Annotated in this window: 11 protein-coding genes; 7 read left to right on the top strand and 4 right to left on the bottom strand. The window is 76.5% G+C overall.

Annotation, left to right across the window (positions count from 1 at the left end; all coding sequences use genetic code 11):
• Positions 1–2: 2 nt before the first annotated feature.
• The 7 genes from ACFC1T_RS25245 (at position 3) to ACFC1T_RS25215 (ending at position 14,805) form a co-directional block, all read left to right on the top strand.
• Positions 3–785, top strand: coding sequence for an ABC transporter ATP-binding protein (locus ACFC1T_RS25245; RefSeq protein WP_375892001.1), 783 nt, complete (start codon positions 3–5; stop codon positions 783–785).
• Between the two features lie 240 nt (positions 786–1,025).
• Complete coding sequence (locus tag ACFC1T_RS25240; RefSeq protein WP_375891999.1) at positions 1,026–1,883, top strand: DUF4132 domain-containing protein; 858 nt, start codon at positions 1,026–1,028, stop codon at positions 1,881–1,883.
• Positions 1,880–7,105 (top strand): hypothetical protein, encoded by a 5,226-nt coding sequence (locus tag ACFC1T_RS25235; RefSeq protein ID WP_375891998.1) that lies wholly within the window; start codon positions 1,880–1,882, stop codon positions 7,103–7,105. The genes ACFC1T_RS25240 and ACFC1T_RS25235 overlap by 4 nt, the downstream gene beginning before the upstream one ends.
• Positions 7,102–8,283 (top strand): AAA family ATPase, encoded by a 1,182-nt coding sequence (locus ACFC1T_RS25230; RefSeq protein WP_375891997.1) that lies wholly within the window; start codon positions 7,102–7,104, stop codon positions 8,281–8,283. Before ACFC1T_RS25235 ends, ACFC1T_RS25230 begins: the two co-directional genes overlap by 4 nt.
• Positions 8,284–8,285: 2 nt before the next feature.
• Complete coding sequence (locus ACFC1T_RS25225) at positions 8,286–12,116, top strand: DUF5682 family protein (RefSeq protein WP_375891995.1); 3,831 nt, start codon at positions 8,286–8,288, stop codon at positions 12,114–12,116.
• Positions 12,113–14,251 carry a hypothetical protein gene (locus ACFC1T_RS25220; protein WP_375891993.1) on the top strand — a complete coding sequence of 713 codons (2,139 nt, stop codon included), beginning with the start codon at positions 12,113–12,115 and terminating at the stop codon, positions 14,249–14,251. The genes ACFC1T_RS25225 and ACFC1T_RS25220 overlap by 4 nt, the downstream gene beginning before the upstream one ends.
• A gap of 101 nt (positions 14,252–14,352) precedes the next feature.
• Positions 14,353–14,805 (top strand): MarR family winged helix-turn-helix transcriptional regulator, encoded by a 453-nt coding sequence (locus ACFC1T_RS25215; protein WP_375891991.1) that lies wholly within the window; start codon positions 14,353–14,355, stop codon positions 14,803–14,805.
• Positions 14,806–14,869: 64 nt separating this feature from the next.
• On the opposite strand, the gene ACFC1T_RS25210 is transcribed toward ACFC1T_RS25215, so the two are convergent.
• The 4 genes from ACFC1T_RS25210 to ACFC1T_RS25195 form a co-directional block, all read right to left on the bottom strand.
• Positions 14,870–15,445: an ATP/GTP-binding protein gene (locus ACFC1T_RS25210; RefSeq protein ID WP_375891989.1), complete on the bottom strand. Its 576-nt coding sequence runs from the start codon at positions 15,443–15,445 to the stop codon at positions 14,870–14,872.
• Between the two features lie 105 nt (positions 15,446–15,550).
• Positions 15,551–15,934: a DUF742 domain-containing protein gene (locus ACFC1T_RS25205; RefSeq protein ID WP_207813170.1), complete on the bottom strand. Its 384-nt coding sequence runs from the start codon at positions 15,932–15,934 to the stop codon at positions 15,551–15,553.
• Entirely contained in the window at positions 15,931–16,362 is a 432-nt protein-coding gene (locus ACFC1T_RS25200; protein ID WP_375891987.1) for a roadblock/LC7 domain-containing protein, read from the bottom strand. The genes ACFC1T_RS25205 and ACFC1T_RS25200 overlap by 4 nt, the downstream gene beginning before the upstream one ends.
• Positions 16,362–18,563, bottom strand: a complete 2,202-nt coding sequence (locus ACFC1T_RS25195; protein WP_375891986.1) for an ATP-binding protein — start codon at positions 18,561–18,563, stop codon at positions 16,362–16,364. Before ACFC1T_RS25195 ends, ACFC1T_RS25200 begins: the two co-directional genes overlap by 1 nt.
• Positions 18,564–18,835: the final 272 nt, after the last annotated feature.

Raw genomic sequence — 18,835 nt, 5'->3', positions numbered from 1 at the left:
AGATGGAGTTGACGATCCAGGGCGTCACCGCCGGGTACCGCCCCGGCCGCCCGGTGCTCGGCGGCATCGACCTCACCGTGCCCGCCGGGCAGGTGGTGGCGGTGGTCGGCCCGAACGGCTGCGGCAAGTCCACCCTGCTGCGGGCGGTGGCCCGGCTGCACAGGCCGGACGGCGGGCGGATCCTGGTCGGCGGCGAGGACATCTGGCGGTTGAGCCCGCGCCGGGCCGCCCACCGGGTCGCGCTGCTCCCGCAGAGCCCGCAGGCCCCCGAGGCGGTCACCGTGGCCGGCCTGGTCCGCTACGGGCGCCACCCGCACCAGGGACTGTTCCGCCAGTGGTCGGCCGACGACGAGCGGCTCACCGCCGAGGCCCTGCGCGCCACCGGCGTCGACGCCCTCGCCGACCGCCGCCTCGACCAGCTCTCCGGCGGCCAGCGGCAGCGCTGCTGGCTCGCCATGGTGCTCGCCCAGGACGCCCCGGTGGTGCTGCTGGACGAGCCGACCAGCGCGCTCGACCTCGGCCACGCGGTGGAGGTGCTGGAACTGGTCCGTACGGTCGCGGCCGGCGGGCGCACGGTGGTGATGGTGCTGCACGACCTCGCGGCCGCCGCCCGCTACGCCGACCTGCTGGTCGCCCTGCGGGACGGCACGGTGGTGGCCTGCGGGCCGCCCCGGGAGGTGGTGGACGCGCCGCTGGTGCGGGCGCTGTACGACATCGACAGCCACGTCCTGGCGGCCCCGGACGACGGCGCCCCGGTCATCGTCCCGCGGGCGCCGACGGGCTGAGGGGCCGGTCGGCCGTGAAGGCGGCGCCACCCGGACGGGGTGGCGCCGCCTTCACGCGTCCGCAGGGCCGCGGATCGATCCTGCGTACCCGATCGACCACCCGTTCGAGTGGTTTCAACTCGCGCGCTCCCCGGCCGTCTCCCCCCGCCCGTCGCGTTGTCAGTGACCCTCGCTACGTTCCTCGCATCGCTGGTCAGCGGGGCGATCCGAACGACGTTCCCCGGTGGGAGGAGTACGGCTGTGGCATGGGTGGAAACGGGCGCGGGAGGGTACCGCGTCACGCTCGACGGAGAGGGCCGGGTGGTGTGCCGCAACGCGGCGGGCCGCCCCCTCAAGTCCGTCCCGTCGAAGCTCGGTGACGACCCGGTGGTCGCCCAGCTCAAGCAACTCGCCGAATGGCTCGCCGCGCACGAGCGGCGCTGCCAGGAGGACGTCGAGCGGTGGATGGTGCGCTCGCTGCCGGTCCCCGCCGCCGTGCTCGCCGCCGTCTGGCCCGACGAGGCCTGGCAGTCCGTCCTGCGGGACGTCGTGGTCACCGGCGCGGACGGCGCCGTGGCCGGCTTCCTGCGCGACGCCGACGCCGAGCGCGGCCTCGGCCTGGTCGACCTCGACGGCGACACCGTGCGCCTGACCGACGGCCAGGTCCTGATACCCCACCCGGTGCTCCTCCCGGACCTCGACGACCTGCGCGAGTTCGCCGTCGAACTCGGCGTCTCCCAGCGCGTCCAGCAGCTCTACCGCGAGGTCTGGCACCGCCCCGAGGAGCCGGCCGCGGGCACCGAGGTCCACACCTACGCCGGCGGCCGCTACCGCGAACTGCGCGAGCTGGTCGGGCGCTGCACCCGGCTCGGCTGCCGGGTCCGCGGCGGCTCCGCCGTCCAGCCGATCACCGAGGGCGGCCGCACCGTCGAGGCCCGGGTCTGGGTCGGCGACTACTACGAGTACGACGCCTGCGAGACGGGCGCGCTCAGCTGGGCCGGCCCCGACGGCCGGTCCCTGCCGCTCGCCGAGGTCGGGCCGGTCGCCTGGTCCGAGGGCATGAGGATGGCCGCCGCGCTCCACGCGGGCCGCACGATCGAAGGGGAGGACGCCGCATGACCACCGGCCCGATGACCACCACCGTCCCGCAGCAGCGCGCCGCGGAGCCCGAGGCACTGCTCGACGCCGGCGCCGTCCTGCCGCCCGGCACCCTGGCCGACGCCGGCCGCCCCGACAGCGCTGCCGACGTGCTGACCGCGCGCGGCTACACCCACCCCGCGCTGGACGGCCGCCGGATCGTCCGGCTGGTCCCCGGCGCGCTCGGCCCCGCCGAGGACCTCGCCCTGGACTTCCTCGGCCTCGCCCCCGAGGGCGCGCCCGCCGAGGTCGGCCAGGTCCGCCAGGAGGCGCTCGGCTTCCCGGCCTGGGCACTCGTCCACGACCCGGCCAACGGGCACCACGCGCTCGCCCTGGTCAAGGAGCTGGAGCGGCTGGCCCGCCAGGCCCGGTCCAAGCCCGGCGCCGCCAAGGACGGCTTCGACGAACTCGCCACCCGGCTCGGCCGCGCCGTCCCGCACTTCCTGCCCACCTTCTGCGAGGAGGTCGGCCGGATCTTCGTCACCCACGGCAACCAGACCTACGCCGCCGCCTGGTTCGGCAAGGCCCGCGAGGCCGAGCGCACCCACAACCTGGCCGTCGACGAGGAGCGGCTGCGCGCCGTCTTCCTGGAGTTCGCCCTGGCCGGCGCGCTCACCGTCAAGTCCCTGCGCCAGTACGTCAAGGAGCTCGCCCGGCGGCTCGACCCGCAGACCGCCTGGCTGCGCTTCCGCCAGCTGTGCACCGAGCGCTCCGCGGCCGGCATGGCCCCGTACGCCGGGGTCGCCGAGGACGCCCGCGCGCTGATCCGGGCCGCCGGGCTGGACCGCGCCGCGCACGAACGGGCGCTGCTCGCCGAGCTGCTGGAGTCCCCCGCGGTCAACCGGGCGCCCGCCGCGTTCTGGAAGTCCTGGCACGGCGCCCTGGTCGAGCTCGGCAGCGGTGACGCCGCGGTCCGCACCCGGCTGCTGGAACTGCTGCCCGACCCGGCCGCCGGCGGCACCGACGCCGCCGTCCAGGACTCCGCCTGGCTGGCCGTCCTCGCCGCCACCGGCGCCGAGGACCTGCTCACCGGCCCGCGCGCCGAGGGCGCCGAGCCCGCCGCGCAGTGGCTCCGGCGCTGGTGCAACCACCTCGGCCGCGGCTGGCGCAACCGGCCCGGCTGCCCGGCCACCCTCGCGCTGGCCGGCCGGATGGTCGAGCGGCTGCGCGCCGACGCCGTCCCGGTCGACCTCTTCACCGGCATCAGCGGCAGCCTCACCCGGCTCGACCTGCTGGAGCTCCTGCTGGCCGAGGGCGTCCCGGTGGCCGACCCGCCGGCCGGCCTGGGCTTCGACCTGCGCGAGTGGGTCACCCAGAGCGGCCCGGCCGCCGCCGGCGCTCCGACCGGCGCTCCGACCGGCGCTCCGAGCGCCGCGACCGACGGGGCCAGGACCATCGGCGGCTCGCTCGCCGCCGTCGCCGCCGACGCACGCTTCCGGCCGCTGCTGCGCCGCTCCGCCCCCGGCGCCTGGGCGCAGGCCGTCGAACACCGCTGTGCCGCGCTCCCCCTGCTGAACGAGCTGTTCCGGGAGTGGGCCGAGGAGCGCGCCGAGGAACTCACCGCCGTCCGCGGCCTGGCCGGCGCCGTCGACCTGGTCCGCTCGCTGACCCCGCACCGCACCGCCATCCGCACGGTCGCCCCGGCCGCCGCCGAGAAGATCGCCGCGCTCGACGTCGCCGGGCTGCTCGCCGGCGCCCTCGCCGCCGGGATCCTGGACGAACTCGGCTGGCCCGCCCTGGAGGAGGCGCTCGCCCGGCTCGCCGACCCGCCCGCCGCCGACGCCCTCCCGGACACCGCCCCCGGACACCGCCCCCGCGGCCTGAACGACCTGACCGTCGAGGACGCCTGGCCGTACCTCGTCCTCGCCCGCCACGACCGGGCCCTCGTGGTCGGCCCGGACGCCATCCTGCTGGAGCACACCCTGCGGGTGCCCCCGCTGCCGGGCGTGCGCAACCGGCCCCGGCTGCGCCTGGTCGACGGCGAGCTCCTCGTCGTCTGGTACGAGGGCAACGAGCAGAAGGCCTACTGGTCCGGCCGCCCGGACCAGACCTTCGAACTGACCGGCCGCACCATCGCCGGCTACTACTACGGCGAACGCCACCCGGACGACACCTCCCTCCCGCTGCCCGGCGGCGGCCGCACCACCGGCGCCCGCCCGCTGCACCCCGGCGACACCCGGCTGCCCGAGGAGCACCCCGTCCTCGGCGACGGCACCGGGTACTGGACACTGCGCCACGCCCCGGACGGCACCCCCGTCCTGCGCGAACTCGACCCGGCCACCGGCACCCTGGGCCGGGCCGCCGAACCGCCGGTGATCGCCGCCACCGCAGCGGCCGGCCGGCTCGTCACCGGCAGCACCGGCCTGCTGCCGCTGCAGCCCGGCCTGGAGGGCACCCCGCTGGGCACCGACGGCACCGTGCTCGGCAGCTGGGTCCGGCACGACCCCGGGCGCGCCGTCACCACCTTCACCGCCGACGGGCAGCGCATCGTCCTGCCGCTGAACGAGCGCACCGACACCCACATCCTCCCGGTCGGCCGGCTCGCCCTGCCCGGCGCGCGGGGCCCGGTGGTCAGCCGCACCGGCGAGTTCCTCGACCTCGGCCTGCCCGACCTGGCCGACCGCTCCGACCGCACCGCCGACCTGCGCTCCTGCCGGTCGGGCGAACTCTCCGCCGCCGGCACCGCCCTGGTCCCGCCGTACGACCACTGGCACGCCCTGAGGCCCCGTGACGAGGCCGGTTCCCGGGTGCTGCGCGCCCTGACCGCCGAACAGGCCGCCCGGCTGGTGGACCTCGCCTGGCCGGTCGACGCCGAGCCCGTCCCCGCGGACGAGCAGCGCTGGATCACCGTCCAGGGCGTACGGCGCCCGCTCGCCCAGCGCGGCGAGGCCCGCAACAGCCTGCCGGTCGAGGCGGTCGGCGCCGCCCTGCCCGCGATCACCCACCCGCTGCTGCTGGCCGGCGTCGCCGGGTTCGCCCGCACCGCCGCCGACCTGCTCGACCGGATCGCCCGGTTCCTCCCGCAGCCGGAGGCCGAGCGGCCCAGCAAGGCCGAGGCCGCCGAGTGGCGCCCCGAGCACGGCCGCGACCACCAGCTGCGCGACGCCGTCAGCGCCGTCCTGCCCGGGACCCCGGGCCTGGGCAACAACTGGGGCGACTCCGAGCAGTACTGGGTGCTCAACAACCTGCGGGCCGTCACCGCCGCGTTCACGGCCCCGACCGCCCCGACCGCCCCGACCGCCCCGACCGCCGTGGCCGTCCCGACCGCTGAGGCCGCCGCGGCCGTCCCGACCGCCGTGGAGGGCGAGGGCTGGACCCCCCAGGGCACCGTCACCCTGCGCGGCGGCGAGGCCCACCACGGCTGGCGCAACCTGCTCGGCCGGGTGGACGTCCTCGCCCACGCCATCGCCGACCCGCTCACCCCGCCGGCGCACCGCTCCACCCTGGTCCTGCTGCTCGGCGAGCTCACCAAGGGCCCGCTCGCCGACCGCGGCGCCACCCTGCGCGAGGTCGTCCTCGGCGAGACGGACGAGCGCGCCAAGGGCCGCCGGCCGGAGGCCTACCGCCAGGGCGAGGTGCTCCGCCGCGGCGACCGCACCGTGGTGATCCTCGACTACCGCCACCAGCAGGAGGACGGAACAGCGCACTGGCGGGCCGTCGACCACGACCCGAGCGGAGAGTTCGGTCCCGTCGCCCACTTCACCACCCTGGAGGAGCGCCGCATCGAGGAGCGGGTGAACACCGCCTGGACCGAGAAGTTCCGGCGGGTCGCCGCCCTGCGCGGCAGCGTCCCCTGGCAGAGCGAGCACGCCGCCGCCTTCGCCGAGCTCACCGGTATCGGCACCGCCCGCGCCACCCTGCTGCTCTGCCCGCCCCCCGGCCTCCTGAACTGGGGCAACGTCGAGGTGCCCGCCGAACACGGCCTCAAGACCGCCGAGGTCAGGGCCGCCCAGGCCTGGCTGCGCAACCACGACCACCACGCGATCGCCGACGTCTGGGGCGCCCTGCTGCCCCTCGACGACCCGAAGCGGCTGTGGACGGAGGGCCCCGACACCGCCGCCGCGGCCGAGGCCTGGATCCGGCACTTCGGACGCCTCGTCACCCTCCCCGAGGACGCCCTGGCCGGCGTCCAGGGCGTGCCCATCGGCACCATCGAGGAGCTGCTCAACCCCGGCCGCACGCCCTGGCTCACCCGCACCACCGCCTACCGGCTGACCACCGGCAGCCGGGCCGCGCTCCAGCTGGAGCCCGCGGACGCCACCGCCGCTCCCGGCCCCGGCACCCTCCCGGGGGCGATCGACGCCCTGCGCTGGCTCGGCTACCACCTGCCCGCCGACAGTCCGCTGCGCCCGCTGCTGCCCACGGCCGCCGCCGCGCTGCGCACCCGGCTCGCCGACCCCGAACTGCTGCTCGGATTCGGCCTGGTCAGCACCACCCAGGGCACCTCGGTGTCGACCGTCCTGCGCGCACACTTCGGCCGGCCCGCCGAGGGCGGAGCCGACCCGGACGGCCTGGTCCGCTGCGGTCCGGCCGTCGTCCTCAGCCCCTACCGCACCGAGTACGAGCAGATCTGGCTGCGCCCCGCCGGCCTCACCGGCCCGGACGACCCGCTGATCGACCTGCTCATCGGGCTGACCGACGGCTACTGGTCCGGCTCCGACCTGGCCGCCGTCCGGTCGATCCTGGGCGGCGAACCGGAACGCCTGGCCGCGGGCGCCCCAGCCGTGCCGGCCGCCGACGAGGGCCCGGTCTGGCTGCAGAACCCGCAGCTCAGCGCCCCCGAGCTGGTCGCCGAGGCGGCCCGTACCCACGGCCTGGGCGAGGATGCGGCCGCGCTCTACCTCCAGCTGCTCGCCCTGCCCGACCCGACGGACCGCAACGCCGCCCGCTGGACGGGCTGGAAGCCCGCCCGGCTCAAGCGCGCCCGCGCCGAACTCGCCGCCGGCGCACTGGTGCTGGAGGCCAAGCGGGCCCGGGCCGGCCGCAGCCTCTTCCTGCCCGGCGGCTGGCAGGAGGCCAAGGCCCCCGCCCTGCCGGTGGAGACCTGGAAGGCGGGTCTGTACCAACTGTCCACCCACCGGCCGGTGCTGCCGCACCTGCCCGTGCCCGAACTGTTCGCCCGCGCCTGGCAGCGCACCCTCGACGGCGACACCCCCGGCTACGAAGAGCTCCGGACCAGCAAGCGCAGGAAGGCCCGCCGATGAGCGCCACCGAGACCACCGCCACCGACACCACCGCCACCGGGACCACCGCCACCGACTCCCCGGTACGGCAGATCGTCCCGCCCGAGGAGAAGCACGCCGCCGAACTGGAGTTCCTCGCCGCCCACGACAGCGGCCCGCGCCCGCCCGGTTGGCGCCTCACCCCGCGTGCCGTGGTCACCTTCGTCATGGGCAGCGGCGGCGAGAAGCTCAAGGCCGGACGCCGCAGCCTGGCCGTCGAGCCCAAGTTCGTCGGCGAGCGCGCCCTGGTCGAACGCTGCGTCGTCACCCTCGCCGGCGAGCGCGGCCTGCTCCTCGTCGGCGAACCCGGCACCGCCAAGTCGATGCTCTCCGAACTGCTCGCCGCGGCCGTCTGCGGGACCAGCGCGCTCACCGTCCAGGGCACCGCCGGCACCACCGAGGACCAACTCAAGTACGGCTGGAACTACGCCCTGCTGCTCGCCAAGGGCCCCAGCCGCGAAGCCCTCGTCCCCTCCCCGGTGCTCACCGCGATGACCACCGGGGCCGTCGCCCGGGTCGAGGAGGTCACCCGCTGCCTGCCCGAGGTACAGGACGCCCTCGTCTCCCTGCTCTCCGAACGGCGCATCGCCGTACCCGAGTTGGCCGGCACCCCGGACGGCCAGCTGCACGCCGCGGCCGGCTTCACCCTGATCGCCACCGCCAACCTGCGGGACAAGGGCGTCAGCGAGATGTCCGCCGCCCTCAAGCGGCGGTTCAACTTCGAGACGGTCGGCCCGATCGGCAGCCTGGCCGCCGAGGTCGAGCTGGTCCGCCGTCAGTCCACCGTCGCCGTCGCCCGGGCCGGCGCCGGCTACGCCGTGGACGATGCCGTCCTGGAGGCCCTGGTCACCGCCTTCCGCGACCTGCGCACCGGCCGCTCCACCGAGGGCTGGGAGGTCGAACGCCCCTCCACGGTGATGAGCACCGCCGAAGCCGTCTCCGTCGCCACCGCACTCGGCGTCACCGCCGCCTACCTGCCGGACGGCGGCGACCTCCTCGGCCGGCTCCCCGGCCAACTCCTCGGCGTGGTCCGCAAGGACGACCCGGCGGACGCGGCCCGGCTGCTCGGCTACTGGGACGGCCCGGTCCGCCGCCGGGCCGAACAGGGCGCCGCCACCTGGCGCACCCTGTGGGACCTCCGCCCGGCGCTGGAGGCCTGACGATGACGAGCAGCGCGGTGAGGACCACCACCCCGGACGACCCGGCCGTCCGCCCCGGCCCCGGCGCCGTATGCGGCCACGGCACCGATCCCGGTGCTGACCTCGGCACGGCCCCCGGTACCGATCCCGGCACCGACCCCGCGGTCCGGGCCGAGACGGTCCGGGCCGAGACGGCCCGGCTGGCCGGCTCCGGCACCGACCGTCCCGGGCCCTACCTGATCGGTGTGCGCCACCACGCGCCCTCCCTCAGCGCGGTCCTCCCCGCGCTGCTCGACGCCGCCCGGCCCGAGGCCGTCCTGGTCGAACTGCCCGCCGAGTTCCAGCCCTGGCTCGACCACCTCGCCGACGAGGCCACCGAGGCCCCCGTCGCCCTCGCCGCCGCCCCGGCCGGCGAGGATGATGCGGACAGGGACGATGCGGGCGCGGCCCCCGGCGGGCTCGCCTTCTACCCCTTCGCCGACTTCTCCCCGGAACTCGTCGCCCTGCGCTGGGCCCGGCGCAACGGCGTCGAAGCCATCGCCTGCGACCTCCCGCTCGCCCACCGCACCGGCCCCGCCGGCCCGCGCGGCCGCCGCCCCGCGGCCGGCCCCGACACCCCCGGCGTGGCCGACGCGCTGCGCCACCGCCTCACCGGCCGTGCCACCGACGACGATCTCTGGGACCGCCTCGTCGAGACCGCCGCCCCCGGCTCCGGCCCGGAGGCCGTCCGGCGCGCCGCCCTCCTGGTCGGCTGGGCCCTGCGCCACGACGCCGGAACCGGCCCCGGCGTCGACCCGTACGACCTGCGCCGCGAAGCCTGGATGCGCGCCCGCATCCGGGCCGCCTCGGCGGGCGGACGCCGGACCGCCGTGGTCGTCGGCGCCTTCCACGCCCCCGCCCTGCTCGACGGGCCCACCGCTCCCGAGGAGCCGCCCCGCCCCGACGAACCCGGGCACGTGCTCTCCCTCATCCCGTACACCTACCCGCTGCTCGACGCCCGCTCCGGCTACCCGGCCGGCATCCGCGACCCCGAGTGGCAGCACACCGTCCTCGACGCCGGCGGCGACCCGGAGCGCCTCGACGAGGCGCTCACCACCACCGCCGTCCGGATCTGCGCCGCCCTGCGTGCCCAGGACCACCCCTCCGGCCCCGCGGACGCCCGCGAGATCGTCCGCCTGGCCGGCGACCTCGCCCGACTGCGCGGCCACGCCGCCCCCGGGCGCGGCGAACTCGTCGAAGCCGTCCAGTCCGTGCTCGCCCAGGGCGAGCCCCTCGGCCGCGGCCGGGCCGTCGCGCGCGCCCTCGAACAGGTCCTGGTCGGCACCCGCACCGGGCGCCCCACCCCGGCCGCCCCGCGCAGCGGCCTCGGACCCGCCGTCGAAACCCTGCTCGCCGACCTGGGCCTCCCCGGCCCCGCAGACCCGGGCCCGCGCGAACTGCGCCTCGACCCGCTGCGCAGCCCCCTCGACCGCCGCCGTGAGATCCTCCTCCACCGCCTCGCCGCCTGCGGCGTCCCCTACGCCGACCCCGTCCCCACCACCGGCCCCGGCGGCACCGAAACCCTCGGCACCCGCTGGCGCCTGCACTGGACCCCCACCGTCACCGCCCTGCTCACCGTCGCCGGCACCCGGGGCGTCACCCCCGCCCAAGCCACCGAGGGCGCCCTCCGCAGCCGCCTCCCCGACGACCCCACCCCGCGCGAGATCATCGACGGCCTCACCGCCGCCGCCTCCTGCGCCCTCCCCACCCTCACCGCCACCCTCCTCACCCGACTCACCACCACCCTCCCCACCACCGCCACCCTCCCCGACCTCCTCGCCGCCCTCGCCCTCCTCGACCGCCTCACCGCCGGCCACCTCCCGGTCACGGCCCCCAGGGAAGCACCTGCGGGTGAAGCACCTGCGGGTGCGGCCGGTGCGGGCCGGGCGCCGGAGGCCTCGACCGGCGGGGCGGAGTCAACGAGTCCGTCCTCCAGCGGTGTTGACAGTCGGACCGGCCCCGGACTGCCGCTGCGGGCGGCGATGGACCTGTTGACCGCCGTGGCGGTGCGGCAGGTCGAGGGGTTGGGGGGTTCGGACGATCCCGCGGACGCGCGGGCGTTGGTGGAGCTGGCCCGGCGGGCGGACCAGTTGGGCGGGGTGCGGCTGGGGTGCGCGCTGGGGGAACTCGCCGAGCGGGGGAGCCCGTTGGTGCGGGGCGCGGCCGGGGCGGTGCGGGTGCTGCTCGGGCAGGAGCCCGCGCAGATGCTCGGCGGGCGGGCCGCGTCCTGGGTGGACGGGGCGACCGACGTGCGGGCGCGGCAGGTGCTCGGACGGTTGCTGGTCGGGTTGTTGACCGCTGCCGAGGGCCTGTTCGACAGTGCGCCCGAGGCGCTCGAACCGGTGCTGGAACGGGTCGGTTCGCTCTCGGACGCCGCCTTCCTGGACCGGCTGCCCGCGCTGCGCGGTGGCTTCGACACGCTCAGCCCGGCCGCCCGCGACCGGCTGCTGGTCTCCGTCGAGGACCGCCTGGGCACCCGCCTGGCGGCCCTGCCGGAGCAGACCGACCCCGCTCTGGTGGCCCGTTGGGTCCGCGCGGACCTGGCGGCCCGCCGGGTGCTCACCGGGAGAGGCCTGCTGCCGGCCGCTCCCCGGACCGCCGACCAGGTGTCCGAGCCTGGCTCCGGGTCCGAGCCCGAGCCCGGGGCCGGGCCCGCGACGGCGACCGGCCCGGTACCGTCCCCGTCTCCCGCTCCCGGGCGCGTCCTCACGCCCGCCGAGCGCTGGCGCCTGCTGCTGGGCCGCCCGGGCACGGGCGGCCTGTCCGGCCGCAGCGCCCGACTCGCCACCGCGCTGGACGAGTTGTACGGCAGCGGCCACGGCGAGGGCTCCGGCCCCGGCCTGGACGACCGGGGTGGCAGGGGCGGCCGCGAGGCGCCGTTCCCCGGAGTGCGGGAGTGGGCCGAGGAGTTGGAGGCCCTGTTCGGTCCGGGCGTCCGGGAGGAGGTCCTGGCGGCCGCCGTCGCCCAGGGCCGTACGGACGTGCTGGAGGCGATCGACCCGTCCGCCGTCCGCCCGTCGGTGGACCTGCTGCGCGCGGTGCTGGACCACGCGGGCGGTCTGCCCGAGGCCCGGGTGGCCAAGCTGCGTCCGCTGGTGCGCCGCATGGTGGACGAGTTGAGCCGCGAGCTGGCGACCCGGCTGCGCCCGGCGCTGACCGGGATCAGCGTGCCGCGCCCGTCGCGGCGCCCGGGCGGCGGGCTGGACCTCCACCGGACGATCCGGGCGAACCTGGCCACGGCCCGCCCCGGGCCGGACGGTTCGGGCACCGTGATCGTGCCGGAGCGCCCGGTGTTCCGGACCAGGGCGCGGCAGGCCAACGACTGGCGGCTGATCCTGGTGGTGGACGTGTCGGGGTCGATGGAGGCGTCCACGGTCTGGGCGGCGCTCACCGCCTCGATCCTGGCCGGGGTGCCCTCGTTGAGCACCCACTTCGTGGCCTTCTCCACCGAGGTCCTCGACCTGACGGAGCAGGTGGCGGATCCGTTGAGCCTGCTGCTGGAGGTGAGCGTCGGTGGCGGCACCAGCATCGCGACCGGTCTGCGCTACGCCAGGGAGCTGGTGACGGTGCCGTCGCGGACGCTGATCGCGGTGGTCAGCGACTTCGAGGAGGGCGGCCCGGTCAACGCGCTGCTCGCCGAGACCCGGGCCCTGGTGGACTCCGGCGTGCACCTGCTGGGCTGCGCGGCGCTGGACGACTCCGGGACGGCCCGCTATTCGAAGGCGGTCGCCGGCCAACTGGTCGCGGCCGGGATGCCGGTGGCGGCGCTGAGCCCGCTGGAACTGGCCCGCTGGGTGGGGGAGAAGGTGCGATGAACGCCACGACACAGACAGAGCGGGCTTCACAGACCGGGAGCAGCTGGCCGGGGGTCCGGCCGGAGGTGGTCGCCGAGGTGGTGTCGGGGCTGAGCGCCCGCCTGCAGAAGCGGCTGGACGGCGCGGCGGCGAAGCTCGCCGAGCGGCCGCTCAGCCGGGAGGGCGACGAGTGGCGGGTGCAGGTGGACGAGGAGGTCCTGCTCGTCCTGCACGCCCCGGGCGGGGTGGTGGCCGGCCCGTCCGACGTCCGGTGCGGCTGTCTGCTCGCCCCGGCCTGCGTCCACCGGGCCGCCGCCGTCAGCCTCTGCCCGCTGGCCGAGGCCGAGGCCGAGACCGACGATCCGGGCGTCGGGACCACGCCGGCCGAGGCGCCGGGAACACCTGCCGCGACCACCACCACAACCCCGCCTGAGCCCGGATCCGAACCCCGACCTGGACCCCGACTCGAACCCGGACCCGAGTCGGGACCGGAACCCGGACCCGCCGCCCTCACCCCGGCCGAGCGCGGCGCCGCCCGGCACCTCCACCGCGCCGCCTGCGCACTGCTGGCCGCCGGGGTGAGCGGGGCGGGCGCGGTCGCCCAGGCGGAGCTGCTGCGGGCCGGCCACGGGGCGCGGGTCGCGGGGCTGTACCGCCCGGCCGCGGCGGCGGTCGCCGTGGTGACCGGGATCCGGGCGGCGCGTTCCGGTGCGCCCGACCACCGGCTGGCGGACCTGGTGGCGGCGCTGCGCGAGCTGCTCGGCCTCACCACCGCCCTGAACACCCTGACTGCCGTGACCACGCCGACCGCCCCGGTCACCTCGGTCGGCGCCCCGACCCCGCCCGCCGCCCCGCCCCCGCTCGCCGCCCTGCGCGGCACCGCCCGCCAGGCCTACGCCGAGGAGGGCGGCCTGCGGCTGTACGGGCTGTTCGCCGAGCCGGTGCTGACCGCGACCCACGCCGGGGCGGTCAGTTGGGCGGTGGACGCGGGTGGCCGGCTCAGCACGATCGCCGAGGTGACCCCGCACGGCGATGTCACGACCGCCGCCCCGCTGGCCGTCGCGGCGGGCAACCGGACGGTCCGGCTGGGCGATGCGGCGCTGAGCCACCGTGAGTTCAGCCGAGCGGGGCTGGCGGTCCAGGGCGCGACCAGGTCCACGGGTGGGCGGCTGGGCGCGGGTGCCTCGGTGCGGGCGGTCCGCGCGGCGGGCGCGGCCTGGACGGCGGAGCCGGTGGCCCGGCTCTGGGCCGAGCCGCCCGCCGCCCAGGTGGCCCGGGCACTGGCGGCGCAGGAGCTGCTGTACGGGAGTCGCCCGGCGGGGAGCGACCTGTTGTTCCTGGACGTCGTCCTGCTGGGCACGGCCCCGACCGGTCCTGGCGGGGCGCTCCAGCTGCTCGCCCGTCCGGTCGGGGGCGGCACGGTGGTCGCGCTGCGCCCGGGGCACGAGCACCCCGATCTGGCCTTCCGGGCCAATCTGGCCCTGCTCGCCACGGCCCCGGGCCTTCGGCTGCGGCTGATCGGACGGCTGGAGCGCGCGGACCGTCCGGAACTGCGGGTGCTGGCGATCGGCACGCCCTCGGACGGCTCCGGTCACGACGGCCCCGACGGCCCCGACGGCCACGACCGCCTTGCCCTGCCCGCCGACCGGGCGGACCGGGTCAACCTCGGCCTGGAACGCCTGCAGACCGCTGACCTGCCCGCCGGCCCGTCCACCGGGCCATCCGCCGATCTGCCCGCCGATCCGTCCGCCGGGCTCCCGGCGGAGCTCCCCACCGCGCCGCCGCTCGGCCCGCCGGTGCACGTGCTCGGCCGCCGGGTGGAGCAGACCGTCACCACCGGCCGGTCCGCGCCGGCGCCCGGCGCGGCCACGGCGGCGGCGGACCGGGCCCTGCTGCGGGCGTCGGGGCTGGCGACCGCCGCCGAGCTGCTGGACGGCCTGCGGGCGGCTGCCGCGGACCAGCGGCGTGACGTGTTCGGCCGGATCGTCGCGGATGACCACGACGCCTTCGCCACCGCCTGGCTGGCGGCCGCCGACTACACCGAGGCGCTGGCGACCGCGCTCTGCTCCGCCTCCTGGGGCGGCGAGCAGGACGACTCGGAGGACGGCCCGGAGGACGGCCCGAAGAACGGGACGGAGGACGGGAAGGAGCTGTGAGCCGATTTATTTGCAGAGACCGATAATCGGCGCCGAATGGCATACTTGTACGAGAGGGGACAGCTCAGGACGCACAGGTGAACGTGAAGGGAAGGCGAGCCATGGCCATCCGCGACGACGCGGCCGAGGTCCGGGCCGGTGGCTGGCGGACGCTCGCCGCCCTGCACGGGCTGATCGACGCCGCGCTGGAGAAGGCGCTCCAGGCGGAGCACAAGCTCTCGGTGGTGGAGTACACGGTGCTGGAGGCGCTCTCCCGGCAGGACGGCTGGCACATGCGGATGCAGCAGCTGGCCCGTGCGGCGGCGCTGAGCAGCAGTGCCACCACCCGGCTGGTGAGCCGCCTGGAGGACCGGGGCCTGCTCAGCCGCTACCTCTGCGCGGACGACCGGCGCGGCATCTACACCGAGCTGACCTCCGAGGGCCGCGCCCTGCTGGAGGCCGCCCGCCCGGTGCACGACGCCACCCTGGAGGCGACCCTGGCCCAGGCCGCGGAACTCCCCGAGCTGGCCCCGCTGGTCGACGCGCTCGCCGAGCTCAGCCCGACGAAGGCGTGATCCCGGCCCAGGCGTGACCCGGGCGGCTACCGCCGCCCGGCCGCCTCAGCGCCGCCTGGCCGCCTCAGCGCCGCCCGACGGCCAGCGCGTCCCGGTGCACCCGGTCGAGCAGGGCGAGCAGCAACTCCTTGCTGGACGCCCGCTCCCGGACGTCGCACAGCACCACCGGCACCTCCGGCCCGAGGTCGAGGGCCCGGCGGACGTCCTCCGGGGTGGCGTCGCGGCGGCCGTGGAAGCAGTTGACCCCGATGGCGAAGGGGATTCCGCGCTGCTCGAAGAAGTCCACGGCGGCGAAGCTGGATTCGAGCCGCCGGGTGTCGGCGAGGATGATCGCGCCGAGGGCGCCGAGGGCGAGGTCGTCCCACATGAACCAGAAGCGGAACTGCCCGGGCGTGCCGAAGAGGTAGAGCACCAGGTCCTCGCGGACGGTGATCCGCCCGAAGTCCATCGCCACCGTGGTGGTGGACTTGCCCTGGACGCCTTCGAGGCTGTCGACCCCGATGCTGGCGCGGGTCATCCGCTCCTCGGTCTGCAGCGGTTCGATCTCGCTGACCGAGCCGACCATGGTGGTCTTCCCGACGCCGAAGCCGCCGGCGACGAGGATCTTGACCGCGCCCGGCACCAGGCTCTGGGTCGTCAATTCGGGTCTCCTGGAGAGGAACTGTGGGGATGCTGCGGGTGCGGTGGATGCGGTCGACGCGGTGGACGCGACGGGTGCGGCGGATGTCACGGACGCGGCAGCCGGTCAGAGTCTGCGGACGCCTTCGATCACGGCCTGGATCAGGGAGATGTCCGGTGCCTCGGCGAGCTGGACCGGGGCCCGGGTGAGGATCAGCCGGGCCTCCGCCAGGTCGTCCAGCAGCACCTTGACCACGCTCACCGGCAGGTCCATGGTGGCCGCGATCTCGGCCACGGCCAGCGGGCGTTCGCGGCACAGGTCGAGGATCGCGGCCGGTTCGGGGGTCAGCCGGCTGGTGTCGGTGCGCGGGTCGGCGGTGACCACCAGGGTGATCAGCGCGAAGCCGTCACGGACCGGGCCGGTGCGCCCGTTGGTGATCGCGTAGGGGCGGACCAGGTGGCCGGCGTCCTTGTCGTAGAACCAGCCCTCGTCGGCGTCGGCGCTGGTCACGCACCGCCACCCGCGCCGGGTCGGCCCGCGTCGCTGCGCGGCGCCGCGGTGAGGTACTGGCCGACCTGCTTGACCAGCATGTTGATCTCGTAGGCCATCAGTCCGGCGTCCACCTGCTCGCTGGTGAGGACGGCGAGCCGGGCGCCCTGTCCGGCGGTGGTGACGAACAGGAACAGCTGGTCCATCTCGACCACGGTCTGCCGGACCCGTCCGCCGTTGAAGCGGTGTCCGGCGCCGCGGGCCAGGCTCTGCAGGCCGGAGGCGACGGCGGAGAGGTGCTCGGCGTCGGCCCGGTCGAGGCCCTGGGACGTGCCGACCAGCAGTCCGTCCTCGGAGAGGACGATGGCGTGCCGGGTCTCGGGTACCCGCGCCACCAGCTGGTCCAGCAGCCAGTTGAGGTCGCGCTGGGTCTCGGTGTGCTGCGTCATCACTGCTGTTCCTTGGCTTCCTGAACGGCGGGGGCTTCCGCGGTGCCCTCGGGGGCGGAAGGTGCGGCCGGGTGGGGGGCGATGGCGGGCGCGTCCGGTCCGGTACCGGTCGCGCGGGCGCTGCGGGTGCCGCGCTGGATGGCGGCCATGGTGGCGCGGGACCGCGTCGGCGAGGGGTCGTCGGCCTCGCCGAACCGGGGGCCAGCCGGGGCGGGGCGGGCCCCGTACGGCGAGGACGGCGCGGTCGGGGTGGACGGCGGCATCATGGTGCCGGGCGCGTTGGCCTCGCGGAGCTGCTCGGCGAGGCTGGCGTTGCGGACCCGCTGCGGCAGGATGCGCGGGGTGCGCAGTTCGCCGTCCGGGCCGTGCTCCACGCTGTCCTCCTGCGGGCGTTCGTGGGTGGGCGTCGACCGGTCGGCGGGCACCCCGTCGAGACCGCCCGCCGAGTCCACGACGGCTGGATCGACGACCGCAGGATCGACGACGGCCGGGTCCGCCTGAGCCCCGTCCCCATGCCCGGGGGTCGCGCCGGCGCCCGGGTCGAGTTGCGCGGCGAGCTGTGCGGCGAGTTCCGCCGACGGCCCGGTGGGCAGGTCGTACGGGCGCGGCAGCACGGGCCGGGGGACCACCACGGCCCCGGGCAGCCCGGGGATCTCGGCACCGACCGTCAGCCCGGCGTTGTCGAGGACGGGCCCGCCGTCCTCACCGTCCGGCCGTGCGAACTCCTGCGGCCCGAAACCCTGTTGGCCGAACTCCTGTGGTCCGAAGCCCTGTTGGCCGAACTCCTGCGGTCCGAACTCCTGCCGCGCGAGCAGCTCGCCGAGGATCACCCCGCCGTCGGCCCCGCCGCCTGCCGGCTCCGTCGGTGCCGTCGGCACCGCCGGGGAACCGACGCCACCGATCCCGTCGACCCCGCCCGAGGTGCTGCTCGTCAGCCCGTTGAGCACCCCCGCCAGCGCGCCGGACAGCTCGTCGTCGACCACGCCGAAGTCTCCGTCGGACGGCCGCGGTTCGGGTACCGGGGTCCGGGTGACCCGTGCGCCGGACGGCAGCCCGGGCACCGTGGCCGGCTGCTCCGCCTGCTCCAGCAGCACCGAGGGCACCAGCACCACGGCCCGGGTGCCGCCGTACGGCGAGGGCCGCAGGGTGACCTGGATGTCGTGCCGGGCGGCGAGCCGGGCGACGACGAACAGGCCGAGCCGCAGGTCGTCGCCGAGCGCGGAGACGTCCAGCTCGGGCGGGTTGGCCAGGTACTCGTTGAGCCGCTCGTACTCCTCCTCGGTCATCCCGAGGCCGCGGTCCTCGACCTCGACCGCCAGGCCCTTGGGGACCTCCTGGGCCGAGACCTGCACCTGGGTGTACGGCGGGGAGAAGGTGGTGCCGTTCTCGATCAGCTCGGCGATCAGGTGGATCACGTCGGCGACGGCCTGCCCGCTGAGCGAGGCGCGCGGCACGCCCTGGACGACGACCCGGGCGTAGTTCTCGGTCTCGGAGACGGCGCTGCGCAGCACGTTGACCACGGGCACGGCGTTGCGCCAGCGCCGGGCGGGCAGTGCGCCGCCGAGGATGACCAGGTTCTCGGCGTTGCGCCGCATCCGGGTGGCCAGGTGGTCGACGGCGAACAGTTCGCGCAGCAGCTCGGGTTCCTCGTGTTCGCGCTCCAGCGCGTCGAGCATGCTGATCTGCCGGTGGATCAGGATCTGGGTGCGGCGGGCGATGTTGAGGAAGACCTTCTTCGTCCCCTCGCGGCCCTGGGCCTGGTGGACGATGGCGGCGACGGCGGCCTGCCGGACGGCGGCCAGGCCGTCGGAGGTCTGCTGGACCTCGTCGCCGACCCGCCGGGACGGCGCCCAGGTGGGCGGGGTGGGCACCGGCTCCCCGGCGCGCAGCCGGCCGACGATCTCGGGGATCTCGTGCTGGGCGAGCGCGAAGGTGTCGCCGCGCAGTCCGGCGAGCCGGGCGGACAGCGACCGGGCGGCCCGGATGCCGCGGACCAGGCTGACCAGCAGCACCAGCGCGACGGCGGCGGTGCCGACCAGCAGCGCGGTGCGGTTCGCGGTGTCGCGCAGCAGGTAGGCGGCGTAGCCCCAGGCGGCGGCGAGGCCCAGGCTGGGGACCAGCACGAGGGCGAGGAGCGAGCTGCGGAGGGAGCCGGACCGGCCGGCGCGGTGGCCCGTGCGGGGGGCCGATATGCCTGGCATCTGATTCCTTGTTGCAGGGCCGAGTTGCAGGCCGGGTCTCGGGTCCGGACGGTGGGTCGGCCCGAGCGGACCGGACCGGGCGTCAGGGAGCCGAGGCCCGGGGTCGCCGGACGGGGTGACGCGGTGTCACGGTCCGTGCGGGTGCAGCTCGGCCGCCGACGGCAGGAAACCTATCAGTCCCAGGTGGCCCCATCGCAACATCAACTGACGATATGTGAACGGGCGATGGCAGGAACGGCCAGTTCCGGTCGGAGCGTTCGCCGACGGATCGT

The organism is Kitasatospora sp. NPDC056076, assembly GCF_042266305.1.
GTDB lineage: Bacteria > Actinomycetota > Actinomycetes > Streptomycetales > Streptomycetaceae > Kitasatospora.
Note: the sequence above shows the minus strand (reverse complement) of the source record. Positions and strands in the feature narration are given on the sequence as shown.

Coding starts and splice junctions, on each gene's coding strand:
- ACFC1T_RS25225 (WP_375891995.1), top strand. CDS start 8,286: ATGACGAGCAGCGCGGTGAGGACCACCACCCCGGACGACCCGGCCGTC.
- ACFC1T_RS25235 (WP_375891998.1), top strand. CDS start 1,880: ATGACCACCGGCCCGATGACCACCACCGTCCCGCAGCAGCGCGCCGCG.
- ACFC1T_RS25230 (WP_375891997.1), top strand. CDS start 7,102: ATGAGCGCCACCGAGACCACCGCCACCGACACCACCGCCACCGGGACC.
- ACFC1T_RS25215 (WP_375891991.1), top strand. CDS start 14,353: ATGGCCATCCGCGACGACGCGGCCGAGGTCCGGGCCGGTGGCTGGCGG.
- ACFC1T_RS25220 (WP_375891993.1), top strand. CDS start 12,113: ATGAACGCCACGACACAGACAGAGCGGGCTTCACAGACCGGGAGCAGC.
- ACFC1T_RS25200 (WP_375891987.1), bottom strand. CDS start 16,362: ATGACGCAGCACACCGAGACCCAGCGCGACCTCAACTGGCTGCTGGAC.
- ACFC1T_RS25195 (WP_375891986.1), bottom strand. CDS start 18,563: ATGCCAGGCATATCGGCCCCCCGCACGGGCCACCGCGCCGGCCGGTCC.
- ACFC1T_RS25245 (WP_375892001.1), top strand. CDS start 3: ATGGAGTTGACGATCCAGGGCGTCACCGCCGGGTACCGCCCCGGCCGC.